This is a genomic window from Variovorax sp. 278MFTsu5.1 (assembly GCF_048305045.1).
Classification (GTDB): Bacteria; Pseudomonadota; Gammaproteobacteria; order Burkholderiales; family Burkholderiaceae_C; genus Variovorax; species Variovorax guangxiensis.
In genome coordinates, this window is sequence record NZ_CP157622.1 from 1,686,649 (window position 1) to 1,702,337 (window position 15,689).

Annotated in this window: 15 protein-coding genes; 9 read left to right on the forward strand and 6 right to left on the reverse strand. The window is 68.6% G+C overall.

The features are described from left to right. The first annotated feature begins 90 nt into the window (after positions 1 to 90). From ABL844_RS07445 to ABL844_RS07455, 3 genes are read left to right on the forward strand one after another with little or no spacing between them, the layout of a single operon-like run. On the forward strand, positions 91 to 2,829 hold the full coding sequence (locus tag ABL844_RS07445; protein ID WP_418130896.1) for a tannase/feruloyl esterase family alpha/beta hydrolase: 2,739 nt from the start codon (positions 91 to 93) through the stop codon (positions 2,827 to 2,829). Then, positions 2,826 to 4,193, forward strand: a complete 1,368-nt coding sequence (locus tag ABL844_RS07450) for a hypothetical protein (protein WP_418130897.1) — start codon at positions 2,826 to 2,828, stop codon at positions 4,191 to 4,193. The genes ABL844_RS07445 and ABL844_RS07450 overlap by 4 nt, the downstream gene beginning before the upstream one ends. Before the next feature lie 32 nt (positions 4,194 to 4,225). Then, complete coding sequence (locus tag ABL844_RS07455; protein WP_418130898.1) at positions 4,226 to 5,203, forward strand: tripartite tricarboxylate transporter substrate-binding protein; 978 nt, start codon at positions 4,226 to 4,228, stop codon at positions 5,201 to 5,203. Positions 5,204 to 5,213: 10 nt separating this feature from the next. Here the strand turns inward: ABL844_RS07455 and ABL844_RS07460 are convergent, their stop codons facing one another. From ABL844_RS07460 to ABL844_RS07470, 3 genes are read right to left on the reverse strand one after another with little or no spacing between them, the layout of a single operon-like run. Next, on the reverse strand, positions 5,214 to 5,636 hold the full coding sequence (locus ABL844_RS07460; RefSeq protein ID WP_126023232.1) for a hypothetical protein: 423 nt from the start codon (positions 5,634 to 5,636) through the stop codon (positions 5,214 to 5,216). Positions 5,637 to 5,690: 54 nt separating this feature from the next. Then, the gene (locus tag ABL844_RS07465) at positions 5,691 to 6,227 is read right to left on the reverse strand and encodes a GrpB family protein (protein WP_184635373.1); all 537 of its coding nucleotides are present in this window, start codon (positions 6,225 to 6,227) and stop codon (positions 5,691 to 5,693) included. A 19-nt stretch (positions 6,228 to 6,246) separates the two neighbouring features. Further along, positions 6,247 to 7,200, reverse strand: coding sequence for a GlxA family transcriptional regulator (locus ABL844_RS07470; RefSeq protein ID WP_418120447.1), 954 nt, complete (start codon positions 7,198 to 7,200; stop codon positions 6,247 to 6,249). Positions 7,201 to 7,308: 108 nt separating this feature from the next. Here ABL844_RS07470 and ABL844_RS07475 point away from each other — a divergent pair, with 108 nt between their 5' ends. Next, positions 7,309 to 8,322, forward strand: coding sequence for an SLAC1 anion channel family protein (locus tag ABL844_RS07475; protein WP_418130899.1), 1,014 nt, complete (start codon positions 7,309 to 7,311; stop codon positions 8,320 to 8,322). A 7-nt stretch (positions 8,323 to 8,329) separates the two neighbouring features. Here ABL844_RS07475 and ABL844_RS07480 read toward each other — a convergent pair whose 3' ends face one another. Continuing rightward, positions 8,330 to 8,818: a DUF2938 domain-containing protein gene (locus tag ABL844_RS07480; RefSeq protein WP_418130900.1), complete on the reverse strand. Its 489-nt coding sequence runs from the start codon at positions 8,816 to 8,818 to the stop codon at positions 8,330 to 8,332. Beyond that, the gene (locus ABL844_RS07485) at positions 8,811 to 9,674 is read right to left on the reverse strand and encodes a class I SAM-dependent methyltransferase (protein WP_418130901.1); all 864 of its coding nucleotides are present in this window, start codon (positions 9,672 to 9,674) and stop codon (positions 8,811 to 8,813) included. Before ABL844_RS07485 ends, ABL844_RS07480 begins: the two co-directional genes overlap by 8 nt. Before the next feature lie 84 nt (positions 9,675 to 9,758). On the opposite strand from ABL844_RS07485, the gene ABL844_RS07490 reads away from it, so the two are divergent. Continuing rightward, the gene (locus ABL844_RS07490) at positions 9,759 to 10,196 is read left to right on the forward strand and encodes a helix-turn-helix domain-containing protein (RefSeq protein ID WP_184635379.1); all 438 of its coding nucleotides are present in this window, start codon (positions 9,759 to 9,761) and stop codon (positions 10,194 to 10,196) included. Here ABL844_RS07490 and ABL844_RS07495 read toward each other — a convergent pair whose 3' ends face one another. After that, a complete protein-coding gene (locus tag ABL844_RS07495; protein WP_311736981.1) occupies positions 10,197 to 11,012 on the reverse strand; it encodes an IclR family transcriptional regulator in 816 nt (271 codons plus the stop codon). Between the two features lie 161 nt (positions 11,013 to 11,173). Here ABL844_RS07495 and ABL844_RS07500 point away from each other — a divergent pair, with 161 nt between their 5' ends. From ABL844_RS07500 to ABL844_RS07515, 4 genes are read left to right on the forward strand one after another with little or no spacing between them, the layout of a single operon-like run. Continuing rightward, positions 11,174 to 12,061 (forward strand): amidohydrolase family protein, encoded by an 888-nt coding sequence (locus tag ABL844_RS07500; RefSeq protein WP_418130902.1) that lies wholly within the window; start codon positions 11,174 to 11,176, stop codon positions 12,059 to 12,061. Then, entirely contained in the window at positions 12,058 to 13,575 is a 1,518-nt protein-coding gene (locus ABL844_RS07505) for a sugar ABC transporter ATP-binding protein (protein ID WP_418130903.1), read from the forward strand. The genes ABL844_RS07500 and ABL844_RS07505 overlap by 4 nt, the downstream gene beginning before the upstream one ends. Positions 13,576 to 13,603: 28 nt before the next feature. Beyond that, on the forward strand, positions 13,604 to 14,644 hold the full coding sequence (locus ABL844_RS07510; RefSeq protein ID WP_184635385.1) for an ABC transporter permease: 1,041 nt from the start codon (positions 13,604 to 13,606) through the stop codon (positions 14,642 to 14,644). A 58-nt stretch (positions 14,645 to 14,702) separates the two neighbouring features. Continuing rightward, positions 14,703 to 15,659, forward strand: coding sequence for an ABC transporter substrate-binding protein (locus ABL844_RS07515; protein WP_418124935.1), 957 nt, complete (start codon positions 14,703 to 14,705; stop codon positions 15,657 to 15,659). Positions 15,660 to 15,689 lie beyond the last annotated feature (30 nt).

The window sequence follows — 15,689 nt, forward strand, 5'->3', positions numbered from 1 at the left end:
TTATTTGACCCTAAGTCACCCCGAATCTATCTTCCGGCCGCCCATTCAAGAACAAGCGGTCCAACGAGACCGCATGCCGGAGACAAGTCCATGCGCAAAGAGCGCCCTGCATCGAAGTTCCTCGCCGTCGCCAGCGCGATCGGCATCTCATTGGCCCTGGCCGCCTGCGGCGGCGGAGGTGGGGGAGGGGGTGGCGGCTTCGGCTTCTTGCCCCCTGCGTCCTCTACGCCGCCCGCCGGCGGCATCGACAACCCGCCCGCGGGCGACCAGCCCGACAACCCGCCGCCTCCGGCCGTGCAGCCGGTCGTCTCCTGCGCCGACCTCGCAGGCCGGAGCCTGCCTGCCCCGCTGATCAGCCTGCCCACGCAGGGCGCCACCGTCACCAGCGCCACGCCGGTCGCCGCGAGCGACGCCGGCAACACGCTGGGCGATTACTGCCGCGTGCGCGGCACCATCCAGCCGGTGGACCCCAATTCGCAGTCGATCAACTTCGCGGTGAACCTGCCCGAGAAGTGGAACCAGAAGACCATCCACTTCGGCGGCGGCGGCTTCGACGGCGTGCTGATCGACGGCACCGAGGTCATCCGCTTCGGCCCCGCCGGCAAGCCCGCGCCGCTCGCGCTGGGCTATGCCACCTACGGCGACGACTCTGGCCACCAGTCGGGCAGCATCACCGACGGCAAGTTCGCGGCCAACGACGAGCAGCTCGCCAACTACGGCGGCACCTCGCTCAAGAAGACGCGCGACGTGGCGCAGGCGCTGGTGCTCGCGCGCTATGGCGTGGCGCCGAAGCACGCCTACTTCCTGGGCACCTCCACCGGCGGGCGCGATGCGCTGAGCTACATCCAGCGCTGGCCGCTGGACTACGACGGCGTGATCGCCAACGAGCCCGCGCTCAACTACACCGGCACGCGCCTGTCGAACCTGGCCGTGGGCCGCGCGCTCTACAACAACGGCGGCGCCGGCTGGATGAACGTGGCGAAGACGCTGCTGGTGCAGAAGGCCGCGATGCAGGCCTGCGACAAGCTCGACGGCGCGGCCGACAGCATCGTGAGCAATGTCGAAAGCTGCCGCCTGCTGAACAGCCAGATCCTGGCCTCGCTGCGCTGCAGCGGCGGCGCGGACACGGGCGATACCTGCCTTTCGGACGCGCAGCTCGACGCCGTGCGCGCCATCGAATCGCCGCTGGACTTCACGACCTACGCGCTGGCCAATGGCGTGAAGCGCGCAGGGGGCTACAACCTGCTCGAGGGCGCGCTGGTGGCCGGGCCCTTCACCACGCGCGACCTCGGCACGCGGAAGGTGCCGGCCAACCCCGCCACCTCGGCCGACGCCAACATGTACGTCACCGGTGACCAGTGGGTGAAGTTCTTCGTCACCCGCATCGCCAACTTCGACACGCTGACCTTCGACCCGCTGGACCCGGGCAGCTATGCGGCGCGCGTGACCGAAGTGTCGAACCTCACCGACGCCACCAACCCGAACCTCGCGCCCTTCTTCGCGCACGGCGGCCGGCTCATCATGCTGCACGGCCTGGCCGACGAAGTCATCAGCCCCAACTCGACCATCGACTATTACAAGCAGCTCATCGCCACGGTGGGCCAGGCCTCGGTCGACCAGAGCGTGCGCTTCTACACCGTGCCTGGCATGGGCCACGGCACCGGCAGCTTCATTCCCAACTGGGATTCGCTCGCCGCGCTCGAAGGCTGGGTGGAGAACGGCCTCGCTCCCGCCACCGGCGTCGCGGTCGATGCGGTGGCCGGCACCTACGGCCGCACGCGTCCGCTGTGCCTGTTCCCGGCCTGGCCCAAGTACCGCGGCAGCGGCAGCCTGGACGCGGCCGTCAACTACAGCTGCGTTACCGAGGTCGGCGACCCGCTGGCCTGCCCGAACCTGCCTGCGGCCGTCACCACCTACAAGGGCGGCGACAGCTTCGGCGAGGAGCTGCGCGTGCAGATCGACCCGGCCACCATGGCCTACACCGTGACCATCGATGCCAGCCTGCAGCGCACGGCGGGCACGGTGCGCAGCGGCACGCTGGTGTCGGAAGGCAACTGCAGCTATGCCAGCGCGGAGAGCGGGGCGGTGTTCAGCTTCGGCGCGGGCGGCGTGCTCTCGGGCGGCGTGAATGCGCCCAGCGGCGGTGGCTTCGCGCCGCTGCTGGCGTTCCAGAACGCCTTCCAGAACGCGGCCACGCCGACGGTGTTCAACCCGGTGGCGAACATCTTCAACGCCGTGGGCGTGCAGCAGGGCACCGGCGGCACGGCGGCGCATGCGTCGTCGGTGCGGCTGCGCAACGCGGGCACTTTCCAGTACTGCCGCGATCCGGTCAGCGGCGCCTTCATGACCTACGACGCGAGCTGCACGCAGACCGAGAAGGGCTACATCACCTACAACGGCACGCGCGGCGCCTTCGACCTGTACACCACTTCGCCGACCGGCAGCGCCGTGACCACAGGCGGCACGCTCACCGGCTCGATGGTCATCGGCCTGGTCAACGGCGTCGCCGTGCCGGTGCACCTGGTACGCGAATCGGCGGCCAACATGGGCATGCGCGTGTACGGCCTGCAGCAGAGCCTGGTCAGCGGCACGGCGGACGGCAGCTACGCGCTGGTCAGCGTCAAGGGCGAGAACCACGATGCCACGGTGGCCGGCACCGGCCTCAACCTCGGCGGCGCGGCAGCCGCGCTGAACTACGACACTCCCGTGCTCGGCGCGGCGCAAGCCGATGCCGGCCGGCCGGGCAATTTCATCTTCAACAGCGGCGTCCTCGCATTCGTCTCCACCGACACGGCGAAGGCGGCGCTCGAATTCGGAGTACGCCATTGAACAAACGACTTTCCAGCCTCGCGGCTTCCACCGCCTTCGCGCTGCTCGGTGCGGTATCGGGTGCGCAAGCCCACGCCGCTCCTGCCGGCCCGAAAGCGGCAGCCTGCCCCTCGCCGGTGCCCGAGTCTGCGCGCTGCTACACCGGTGAGGACGGCGCGGGCTCGTTCTACTGGATCGCCATCCCGAAGGACTGGGCGAAGGATGCCGGCCGCGTGCTCGTGATGCACGCGCACGGCGGCCCCGAGACCGGACCGCCCAAGCTGGAGCGCAGCGAGGAAGACCTCAAGCGCTGGGCCGTCACCGTGAAGGCCGGCTATGCGTGGGCTGCTTCCACCTACAGGCGCGGCGGCTACGGCGTGACCATGGCCGCCGAAGACACCGAGCGCCTGCGCCGGATCTTCGTGCGGCATTTCGGCCAGCCGCACCGCACGCTGCTGCACGGGCAGAGCTACGGCGCTGGGGTGGCGGCGAAGGCGGCCGAGCTCTACGCGCCGGCCGGCGGCGCGAAGTCGCCCTACGACGGTCTGCTGCTCACCAGCGGCGTGCTCGGCGGCGGCAACAGCGCCTACGACTTCCGGCTCGACCTGCGCGTGGTCTACCAGTACGTCTGCCGCAACCATCCGCGCCCCGACGAGCCGCAGTACCCGCTGTGGATGGGCCTGCCGCTCGATTCGAAGCTCACGCGCGCCGACCTCGCCGCGCGCGTGAAGGAGTGCACCGGCGTCGGCCTGCCCGCCGCGCAGCGCACGCCCGAGCAGGCGGCGCGGCTGAAGACCATTCTTTCGGTCGTGAAGATCCAGGAGCGCTCGCTGCTGGGCCACCTGAGCTGGGCGACCTGGCTCTTCCAGGACCTGGTGCAGAAGCGCCTGGAGGGCCGCAACCCCTTCGGCAACGTCGGCGTGGTCTACAGCGGCTCGGCCGACGACGCGGCGCTCAATGCCGGCGTGCTGCGCTATGCGGCCGATCCGCAGGCCAAGGGCGCGCTGGCGGCCGACAGCCAGCCCACCGGCCGCACCGCGCTGCCCACCGTGGGCCTGCATGCCATCGACGATCCCACGGCCTTCGTCGAACTCGAAAATTCCTACCGCCGCATCCGTGACGCGGCCGGTACCGGCGACCTGCTGGTACAGAGCTTCAGCAGCGAGCGCGAGCACAGCTACCTGAGCGATTCGGAATACCCCGCGCTCTTCGCCGCGCTGCTCGACTGGATCGACAAGGGCGAGAAGCCCACACCCGAGGGCCTCGCCCAACGCTGCAAGACGCTGATGCCGCGCTACGACACCGACGGCAGGAACGGCTGCCACATCCAGCCCGCATGGCAGCCGCCCGCGCTGGAGAGCCGCGTGCCGCCGCGCGCGCCCTGAACCATTTTTCAATCCAACCTCACGGAGACTCCATGAAGAAACTGTTCGCCCTCGCGGCGATCGCCGCTGCCGCCGTCGCTGCCCATGCGCAGGACTTCCCGGGCGGCAAGCCCGTCACCATCGTCGTGCCCTTCGCGGCCGGCGGCCCGACCGACCGCGTCGCGCGCGACCTTGCCGAGGCGCTGCGCAAGCCGCTGGGCGGCAGCACCGTCATCATCGACAACGTGCCCGGCGCCGGCAGCTCCATCGGCGCGGCCAAGGTGGCGCGCGCCACGCCCGACGGCTACACGCTGCTGCTCAACCACATCGCGATGGCCACCGTGCCCAGCCTGGTGCGCAACGTGCCGTTCAAGGTCGAGACCGACTTCGAGTACCTGGGCATCGTCAACGACGTGCCGATGACGCTCATCTCCAAGCCGGGCATTCCGGCCGCCAACTACAAGGAGCTCAGCGGCTGGATCGCCGCCAACAAGGGCAAGATCAACCTCGGCAACGCCGGCGTGGGCTCGGCCTCGCACCTGTGCGGCCTGCTGTTCCAGAGTGCCACCAAAACCGAGATGACGCCGGTGCCCTACAAGGGCACCGCGCCCGCCATCACCGACCTGATCGGCGGCCAGATCGACCTGCTGTGCGACCAGACCACCAACACCACGCCGCACATCCAGGGCGGCAAGGTGAAGGCCTTCGCCGTCACCACGTCGAAGCGGCTCGCGCTGCCGCTGTTGAAGGACCTGCCCACGCTCGACGAGGCCGGCCTGAAGAACTTCCAGGTCACGATCTGGCACGGCCTGTACGCGCCCAAGGGCACGCCCGCGCCGGTGCTCAAGAAGCTCAACGACGCACTCAAGGTCGCGCTGAAAGATCCGGACTTCATCCACCGCGAGGAACAGCTCGGCGCCGTGGTTGCCACCGACGGCCGCGTCGAGCCGGCGGGCCACAAGAAGTTCGTGATCGACGAGATCGCGAAATGGACGCCCGTGATCAAGGCGGCGGGCGTCTACGCCGACTGAGAGCCGCAAGCTACCGCCCCACGGCGATCAGCGTCCAGACGATCGCCACCAGCTGGGCGATGTTGATCAGGATCGCGACCACGTGGGTTCTGCGGAACCCCGGGATCGCGTCCATGTAGTTCGACTGGATCTGCGTGCCCAGCGCGTCCATCTTCGGAATCACTTTCTTGCGCAGCACGACGGCGATCGCCGCCAGTGCCGCCGCGCCGGCCGCGATGCCCAGCCGGCCCGCGGAGGCGAAGCTCACCGCCGTCGCGCTCGCGGTGATGAAGGCGGCGACGTAGTAGATGTTGAAGAAGCCGCGCACGAAGCGCGCGTCCAGCGGCGTGTCGTGCTTGAGCACCAGCAGCGGGATGGAGCCCATGATGAAATAGGCCGTCGTGACGAGCAGTGCCACCGTGAAGAACAGGGCGGCGAACATGGCAGCGGACATCTGGACTCACCTCCGTGCACAGGCCTCTTCGGGCCTCCTGCGGCGCTGGAACGGCTACTCCCTGGGAATCTGGGCCTCGATTTCCTTGATTACAGCCTCTTTCTCGCGGTTGTATATCTGGGGATTGGCCGGATCGACCGCGTGGGCGCGGTCCTTGGCCTGCTCGTACTTCAGGCGCAGGTCGGGGCGGCGTTCGAGGATGCCGATGAAGGCCAGCGAATCCCTGTGGACCGGATCGCCGCGGTGGCAGACGTGGATGTTGATATTGAAGCGCCGCCCTGCGTGCAGCACCGAGCCGCAGACATACGGCTTCTCGTCGCGGTCGACCCAGACCGGGCGGCGGTGGAAGCCGATGCGCTCGAACTGCGCCTGCTCCTCGCGCAGGTTCTCGCGGGTGGTGATGGCGGCCGTGTCGATCATGGGCTTGCCGCGCAGGCCGGCGATGGCCGTGCTGCCGATGTGCACCAGCTCCACGGCGGGCAGCCGTGCCTGCACGTACTCGCGCGCGGCGGCGAAGACTTCGGCGTACGCCGGGTCGTAGGCGACGATGTTGCGCTGGTCCAGTCCCTCGTCGAACGGCTCGATCTTCATGGGTCGCTCCGGTGTGTCGTCAGCTGGCGAAGCGCCTGCGGTACTCCACGAGGCTCACGCCCAGGCGGCGGCCGAATGCACGCCTGAAGCCGTCAACGTTCGCGTAGCCCACCGCGTCGGCCAGGCGCTTGGCCGGCAGGTCCGACTCCTCGGCCATCCGGCGGGCGGCGTCGATCCTCGCATTCTCGACAAACTCGGCCGGCGTGGTGCCGGTTTCGCTGCGGAAGATGCGCGCGAAGTTGCGCTCGCTCATGCCGGCGCGCTGGGCGAGGGCGGGCACGGAGAGGTCGCCCTTGAGGTTCGCGAGCACGTGGTCCTGCACTTCGCGCATGCTGGAGCGCTCGGAGGTCTGGGCCGCCAGGTGGGCGCTGAACTGGCTCTGGCCGCCGGGGCGCTTGAGGAACATCACCAGCTGCCGCGCCACGCTCAGCGCGAGGTCGCGGCCGTGGTCTTCCTCCACCATGGCCAGCGCGAGGTCCATGCCGGCCGTGACGCCGGCGGAGGTGAAGAGCTGGCCGTCGCGCACGTAGATGGCGTCCGACTCGACGCTGGCGAGCGGGTAGTCGGAGGCGAGTTGGCCCGCGAGCTTCCAGTGCGTGGCCACGCGCTTGCCGTCGAGCAGCCCGCTGGCGGCAAGCACGAAGGCGCCGCTGCACACCGAGCCGTAGCGCCGCACGGTGCGCGCCTGGCGCCTGAGCCACTCTTGCAACTGCGTGTCGGCCGCCATGTCTTCCACGCGGGGGCTGCCGGCGACCAGCAGGGTGTCGATGGCGCCGCGATGCGTGGCCACCGTGGAATCGACGCCCAGCCGCAGCCCGCCGCTGCTCTTGAGCATGCTTTCGCCGCTGGAGATCACCTGGACGCGATAGGCGCGCGGGTCGCCCAGCTGCTGCGATGCCTCGGCGAAGACGTCGGCGGGGCCGGCCACGTCGAGCAGTTGGAAACGGGGAAAGGCGAGGATGGCGACACGCATGGCAGACAAGGTCCGGGGATTGGCTGAAAACGCCGTGAGTTGGCGGAAATGGCTTCGGTAGTCTGGCGGAAAATACACACTAATGCAAATCCAGCCAAGGACGACAACATGCAAAACCAGGCTCTGAACCCTTCCTCCCCGGTGATTTCATCGGTCGCCGCGGTTGCGCCGCGCGCGCAAGCCTCCGTGCGCAACCTCCCGGTCAACCTCTTCGCCTCCGTGATGGGCTTTTCCGGGCTGGCCCTCGCATGGCGGCTCGCGCATGAGAGCCTGGGCGCGCCGGCCATCATCGGCGAAGCCATCGGGGCCTCCGCGCTGGGCGTGTTCGTGCTGATCGCGGCGGGCTACCTGACGAAGCTGGTGAGGCATCCGCAGGCGGTGCACGCGGAGTTCCATCATCCGGTGGCGGGCAACTTCTTCGGCACCATCGCGATCTCCATCCTGCTGCTGTCGGCCGTCATCGCGCCGTACAGCGCGCCCCTCGCTCACCTCGCGTGGACGATCGGGCTGCTGGCGACCTTCTCGCTGAGCTTCGCGGGCCTGTCGCGGCTGCTGAAGGGGCAGGTGGATGCCTCGCTCGCGGTGCCGGCGTGGATCATCCCCGGCGTGGCCACGCTCGACATTCCCGTGACCGGTGCGCACATGCCGATGGCCTGGGCGGCCGAGGCCAACCTGGCTGCCAGCGCCATCGGCGTGGTGCTGGCCCTCGTGCTCTTCACCATGATCATCGGCCGGCTGGTGCATCGCGATCCGCTCGCTCCCGCCATGGAGCCATCGCTGATGATCCTGGTGGCGCCTTTCGCCGTGGGCTTTCTCGCCTACACCAACATCGTCGGCGAGATCGACCGCTTCGCCTCGCTGCTCTTCTACTTCGGCCTTTTCATGTTCGCCGTGGTCGCGCCGAAGGTGTTCCGCCGCGGCGCCAGCTTCGCGCCGGGCTGGTGGGCGATCGGCTTCCCGATGGCTGCGCTGGCCAACGCCGCGCTGAAGTACGCCGAGTCGCATCCGAGCGAGCCGCTCTGGGCGATCGCCATCGTGCTGCTGGCTGCGCTGAACGTGGCGCTGGCGGTGCTCACGGTGAAGACGGTGCGGATCGCGCTCAACGGGAAGCTCTTCGCCTGAGCTTCGCTCAGGCCAGGGCCCGGCCGGTCGCGTAGAGCCCGAGCCCGAAGACCGCGTGCGTGACCAGGCTGTGCAGCCGCGCGATGGCCGGCCGTGGCGTGCGGCTGGCGGCGATGCCGGCGCCCATGGCCGGCTGCATCACGAAGAAGGGAGCGGCCACGCTGCCGATGCCGATGAGCATTGCGGGGCCGAGCGTGGGAGCAAGCAGCCAGCCATGGCCCCAGACGGTGAGCAGCGCCGCAGCGAATGCGATGCCGATCGTGTAGTGCGCGACCCAGCCCAGCAGGCGTTCTCCACGTACGGGCGGCGTGGCGGCAATGGGCGTGTGGAAGAAGCGGCCGCGCGGCAGCCAGGCCAGCCATCGGCCGACCAGTGCGTAGTCGAGCGACGGAACGCCCAGCAGGTGCTTGCGGGCAATGGCCCAGAGGTCCATGAGCGCGGTGGCGCCGGTGCCGACCAACACCGCGCCGGCAAGCAGCTTCGTCGTGTCAGGCATCGGCACGCCCCTTGACCAGCCAGCAGGCTGCGGTCAGCCGGACCTCGTCGCCATGCACGTAGGGCTCGAAGGCGGCGCGCACCGTGTGGATGACCCGGGCGCGCGTTTCCTCATCCGCCTGCAGCAGCGCAATGCCGACCGGACCGAGGCGGCTCAGATAGCCGACCAGATCCCTCTCGGGCATCGTGCAGTGCAGGTCGACGGGCCGGATGTCGATGCCGTGCCAGCCGCTTTCCTCGAGGACGGCCTGCACCCGCTCGCGGTCCGCGAAGGCGAACTGGCCCGGTGCGCCCGGAACACGGGGCGGCAGGTTCGGCAGCAGCGGCGCGGCTGCGCGCTCGGCGGTCGTCATGAACGGGTTCTCGGCCGCGCTTCGCCATGCGACGAAGCTCAGCCCGGCGCCGTCCTTCGCGGCGTGCCGCAGGTTGGCGAAGGCGCGCACAGGGTCGTCGAAGAACATCACGCCGAGGCGCGAGACGATGCTGTCGAATCTCGCGGGCTCGAAGGCGTGGGTCTGCGCGTTCGCGCAGACGAAGCGAGCGGGTATGCCCTCGCGCCCGGCACGGATGCGGGCGGCGGCGATCATCGGCTGCGAGATGTCGATGCCGGTGCATTCCGCGCCGCCGCCCACTGCTCGCGCGATGGCCAGCGTGGTGCCGCCGGTGCCGCAGCCGACGTCGAGCACGCGGCTCCCGGGAGCGGCGCAGGCCGTCTCGACGAGCAGTTTCTCCAGCGGGCCGAAAAGCTGGTCCAGCGTTTGCTGCGCATCGACCCAGGCGTGGCCGGCCGGGCCGTTCCAGAGCCGGGCCTGTGCGTCGCCGGCCGCTTGCGTGGCGGGGTGCATGGTTTTCTCCATGATCGTTTCCTCTTGCTTGCCTTCACGAGGCGGAAGCCGCACTATGCAAATTCAAGCCGGCTTGAAGTCAAGAGGAGGAAGCACATGGATATCGCCGAAGTGGCCAAACGCTCCGGCCTGCCCGCGTCCACGCTGCGCTACTACGACGAGAAGGGGCTGATCGCCTCCACCGGCCGGCAGGGCCTGCGGCGCACATTCGATGAAGGCGTGCTGGAGCGGCTGGCGCTGATCGCGCTGGGCCGCGCCGCCGGTTTCTCGCTCGACGAGATCGCGCGCATGTTCGGCCCCAACGGGCAGCCGCGCATCGATCGGGTGATGCTCAACGCCAAGGCGGACGAGCTCGACCGCACGATCCGCAACTTGAGCGCGATGCGCGACGGCCTGCGCCATGCGGCCGTCTGCCGCGCACCCAGCCACATGGAGTGCCCGACCTTCCGGCGCATTCTTGGCGCCGCGGCGTCGGGGGCGATCGGCGGCCGCAGAGAGAAAAAGAAGAAGCAGCAGCCTCCGCCGGCAGGCTGATCAGGCATTCGCCAGCAGCGAGAGATCGCGCGCGGCCTGCAGCATGAGTTCTCGCGCGCGGTCCAGCGACGGAATCGCGTGCCGGTCGATGCGTCGGATGTACGGCGTGGTGAGCACCGCCAGCGCATGCCCGTGCGGCCCGAGGATGGGGCAGGAGATGTCGATCACGCCGAAGTACTGCATGCTCTCGCGCTGCCGGTAACCGGTGGCGCGCACGGCCTCGAGCATGTGCTCCAGCTCGTCAGGCGGAATCTGTACCTCGCCGTCGAGCGCGACGTGCTCCGCCAGCATCTGCCGGCGCCGCTCTTCCGACTCGCAGGCCAGCAGCACCTGGCCCGAGCCGGTGTCCAGCAGGTTCACGCGCGTGCCGGGCCGCACCGTCATGCTGCTCGCCGCGGGGCTGTTGACCTGCGCCACGATCTGCACGTTGCCCCGGTCGTACACGCCCAGGTGGCAGGACTGCTCGGCCTCCTTCACGTAGCGGTCCATCACCGGCAGCGCCTGCGTCACCAGCCGGTGGTTCGGCGGATAGCGGTGCGCCAGGTCGAACATCTTCAGGCTCAGGCTGTAGCGGTCGCCCGCCAGCGAGCGCAGCACGTACTGGCGCGCCACCAGCCGTTCGAGCATGCGGTAGATCTCGCTGGGGCCGCGGTCGAGCGCCTTCACGATCTCGCCGCGCGTCAGGCCTTCGGGCTGGTCGGCCAGCAGTTCGAGGATGTCCAGGCCCTTGTCGAGCGCGGGGGCGCGGTAGCGGTCCTGCTGCTCCTGCTCTTCGGCGGGCTTGCCGAGGATGTCCGGTTGAATCGATTTGTTCACCAATGAATTTCAACAGCAAGGATCGTCGTTTGCAAGTTTCGTTTTACGGGAAAGCACCCATGAAGCGCGCTTGACGCTGAAAGTTCGTATGTAAATACTATGTTCACGAATGGACTAGAGAGGCAAGGCGTTCGGCAGCCAGGCGCTGCCCGCGACCCGAAATGATCCAGCGAATCGACTCGCATCAGCACTTCTGGCGGCCCGCGCGCGGCGACTACACGTGGCTGCGCGCCGACGTGCCCGCGCTGGCGCCGCTCCTGCGCGACTTCATGCCCGAAGACCTGCAGCCGCTGCTGCATGCCCACGGCGTGAGCCGGACCGTGCTCGTGCAGGCCGCCGATTCCCACGCCGAGACCGACTTCATGCTCGATCTCGCGGGCAGCCGCGAGGAGATCGGCGGCGTGGTCGGCTGGGTCGACCTGAGCCGGCCCGACGCCGCCGCCTCGCTGGAGCGGATGGCCCGGCATCCCAAATTCAAGGGCGTGCGGCCGATGCTGCAGGACCTGCCCGACGACGACTGGATCGCGCGCCGCCCGCATCCCGATGCGGTGAACGCCATGCTGAAGCTCGGCCTGCGCTTCGACGCGCTCGCGAACCCGCGTCACCTTCCGTGGGTTCTGCAGTTCGCGAAGCGTTGGCCGCAGTTGCCGATGGTGATCGACCATGCGGCCAAGCCGCCGGTGGGCGCGCACGGCAGCGAAGAATTCGCCCGCTGGCGCGAAGACATGGCGGCCATGGCCGCGCTGCCCCAGGTCTGCTGCAAGTTCTCGGGCCTGTGGACCGAGGCGCCGCCCGCGATGCAGCGCGATGCGGATGCCTTCGCACAGGCGGTTCGCCCCGTGTGGGAGCACCTGCTCGAAGTCTTCGGCCCGGCGCGCCTGATGTGGGGCAGCGACTGGCCCGTGCTCACGCTGGCCGGCGATTACGCGGGCTGGGTCGCGGTGAGCGAAGCCTGCATCGGCGGCCTTTCTCCCAACGAGCAGGCCGAGGTGTGGCACGGCACCGCCCAGCGCTTCTACGGCCTGGCGTCGATTCAGGACCCCTCATGACGCAACCCATCGTCACCATTCGCGACCTGAGCAAGTCCTTCGCCGGCGTGCGCGCGCTCGACAGGGCGCAGTTCGAGCTGCTGCCCGGCGAGGTGCATGCGCTCATGGGCGAGAACGGGGCCGGCAAGTCCACGCTGATGAAGGTGCTCGCGGGCGTCTACCGCAAGGACTCCGGCGAGGTGCTGCTCGACGGCCGGCCCGTGGACATCGAGAGCCCGCGCGCCGCGCAGGCGCTGGGCATCGGCATCATCCATCAGGAGCTCAACCTGATGAATCACCTGAGCGCCGCGCAGAACATCTTCATCGGCCGCGAGCCGCGCGGTCGCTTCGGCCTCTTCATCGACGAGGAGGCCATGTGCGGCGAGGCGCAGCGCATCTTCGAGCGCATGAACCTCAAGCTCGACCCGCGCACGCCGGTGGGCGAACTCACGGTGGCCCGGCAGCAGATGGTGGAGATCGCCAAGGCGCTGTCGTTCGACTCGCGCGTGCTCATCATGGACGAGCCCACCGCCGCCTTGAACAACGAGGAGGTGGCAGACCTGTTCCGCATCATCGGGCGCCTGCGTTCGCGCGGCGTGGCCATCGTCTACATCTCGCACAAGATGGACGAGCTCAAGCGCATCGCCGACCGCGTGACCGTGATGCGCGATGGCCAGTACATCGCCACCGTGCCGATGGCGACGACGCCGATGGACACGCTCATCGCCATGATGGTCGGTCGCCAGCTCGCCGAAGCCGGGCACGAGATGCCCGACACCTCGGGCAACGAGGTGGTGCTGGAGGCCAGGGGCATCTGCCGGGGCGCGATGGTGCGCGACGCGAGCTTCGTGCTGCGGCGCGGCGAGATACTCGGCTTCGCGGGGCTGATGGGCGCGGGCCGCACCGAGCTGGCGCGCGCCGTGTTCGGTGCCGACCGCATCGACGCGGGCGAAATCCTCGTGCAGGGGCGGAAGGTGTCGATCCGCTCCCCCGAGGATGCGGTGGCCCACGGCATCGGCTACCTGTCGGAGGACCGCAAGCACTTCGGCCTGGTCACCGGCATGGACGTGGAAACCAACATCGCGCTCGCGAGCATGAAGCGCTTCCTGTCGGCGGGCTTCCTCATCGATCAGGCGGCTGTCGAATCGGCCGGTGAGCGCTATGTGCGGCAGCTCGGCATCAAGACGCCGTCGGTGCGCCAGCAGGTGCGGCTGTTGTCGGGCGGCAACCAGCAGAAGATCGTCATCGCGAAGTGGTTGCTGCGCGACTGCAATGTGCTCTTCTTCGACGAGCCCACGCGCGGCATCGACGTGGGCGCCAAGGCGGAGATATACCGCCTGCTCAACGAGCTGGCCGCGCAGGGCAAGGCCATCGTCATCATTTCCTCGGAGCTGCCCGAGGTGCTGCGCATGAGCCACCGCGTGCTCGTGATGTGCGAGGGCCGCATCACCGGCGAGCTCCCGGCGCGCGAGGCCTCGCAGGAAAGGATCATGCAGCTCGCCACCCGGCGCGAGACCGCGCACGCCGCCCCTTGACCACGCACGACACGACTGGAGACTGCCCTTGACGACCCCCACCGTGACCACCGCAGCCACCGCAGCGGGCTTCTCGCCGAAGACGCTGAAGGACAGGCTCCTGCGCCCCGCCACGCGGCAGAAGCTGCTGGCCTTCGCCAGCCTCGTCGCGCTGATGGTGTTCTTCAGCTTCGCGTCGCCGCAGTTCCTGCAGGCCGACAACCTCGTGGGCATCCTGCAGTCGACCGCGGTGAACGGCGTGCTCGCCATCGCCTGCACCTTCGTCATCATCACCTCGGGCATCGACCTCTCGGTGGGCACGCTGATGACCTTCTGCGCCGTCATGACCGGCGTGGTGCTCACCTACATGGGCATGCCGCTGTGGCTGGGCATCTGCGCGGCCATCTTCTTCGGCGCGCTCAGCGGCTTCGTCTCGGGGCTGCTGATCGCCAAGCTGAAGATCCCGCCCTTCATCGCGACGCTGGGCATGATGATGCTGCTCAAGGGCCTGTCGCTGGTGATCTCGGGCACCAAGCCGATCTACTTCAACGACACGCCGGGCTTCACCGCCATCTCGCAGGACTCGCTGATCGGCGACATCGTGCCCTCGCTGCCCATTCCCAACGCGGTGCTGATCCTGTTCCTGGTGGCGGTGGCCGCGAGCATCGTGCTCAACAGGACGATCCTCGGGCGCTACACCTTCGCGCTCGGCAGCAACGAGGAGGCGGTGCGCCTGTCGGGCGTGAACACCGACTTCTGGAAGATCGTGGTCTACACGGTGAGCGGCGGCATCTGCGGCATCGCGGGCCTGCTGATCGCATCGCGCCTGAACTCGGCGCAGCCCGCGCTGGGGCAGGGCTACGAGCTCGACGCCATCGCGGCGGTGGTCATCGGCGGCACCTCGCTCAGCGGCGGCACCGGCACCATCGTGGGCACGATCATCGGCGCCTTCATCATGAGCGTGCTCACCAACGGCCTGCGCATTCTTTCGGTGGCGCAGGAGTGGCAGACGGTGGTCACCGGCGTGATCATCATCCTGGCCGTGTACGCCGACATCCTGCGCCGCCGCAGCGGCAGCAAGGCGCGCTGAACTCCCGCCCGTTTCCGATCCCGATCCGTTCGTTCCCCACAACCACAGGAGACATCGCATGATCCAGAGAAGAACAGTCGTCGCTTGCGCGCTGGGCGCGGCCCTTGCCGGTGTGTCGGCACTCGCGCAGGCACAGCAGGCGCAGGAGATCTACATCCCGCTCGTGTCCAAGGGCTTCCAGCACCAGTTCTGGCAGGCCGTGAAGTCAGGCGCCGAGCAGGCCGCCAAGGACCTGAAGGTGAAGGTGAGCTTCGAAGGCCCCGAGACCGAGGCCATGGTCGACAAGCAGATCGACATGCTCTCGGCCGCGCTCGCCAAGAAGCCGCAGGCCATCGGCTTCGCCGCGCTCGACAGCCAGGCCGCGATTCCGCTGCTGAAGAAGGCGCAGGCCGCGAAGATCCCGGTGGTGGCCTTCGACTCGGGCGTGGACAGCGACATTCCGGTGACCACGACCACCACCGACAACAAGGCCGCCGCCGCGCTGGCCGCCGACAAGATGGCCGAGCTCATCGGCAAGAGCGGCGAGGTGGCGCTGGTAGTGCACGACCAGACCAGCCGCACCGGCGTGGACCGGCGCGACGGCTTCGTCAACCGCATCAAGTCGGCTTACCCGAACATCAAGATCGTGAGCGTGCAGTACGGCGGCGGCGACCAGCTGAAGTCGACCGAGATCACCAAGTCGATATTGCAGGCATCGCCCAACCTCAAGGGCATCTTCGGCGCCAACGAGGGCTCGGCCATCGGCGTGGTCAACGGCGTGCGCGAGATGAAGCGCACCGGCAAGGTGGTGGTCATCGGCTACGACTCCGGCAAGCAGCAGAAGAACGCCATCATGGACGGCAGCATGGCTGGCGCCATCACGCAGAACCCGGTGGGCATGGGCTACAAGACCGTCGAGATGGCGGTGAAGGCCGTCAAGGGCGAGAAGCTGCCGAAGATCGTCGACACCGGTTTCTTCTGGTACGACAAGACCAACATCGCCGATCCCAAGATCGCGGCTGTGCTGTACGACTGATCCGCAGGCGAAGAAAGAACCCATAGGAAC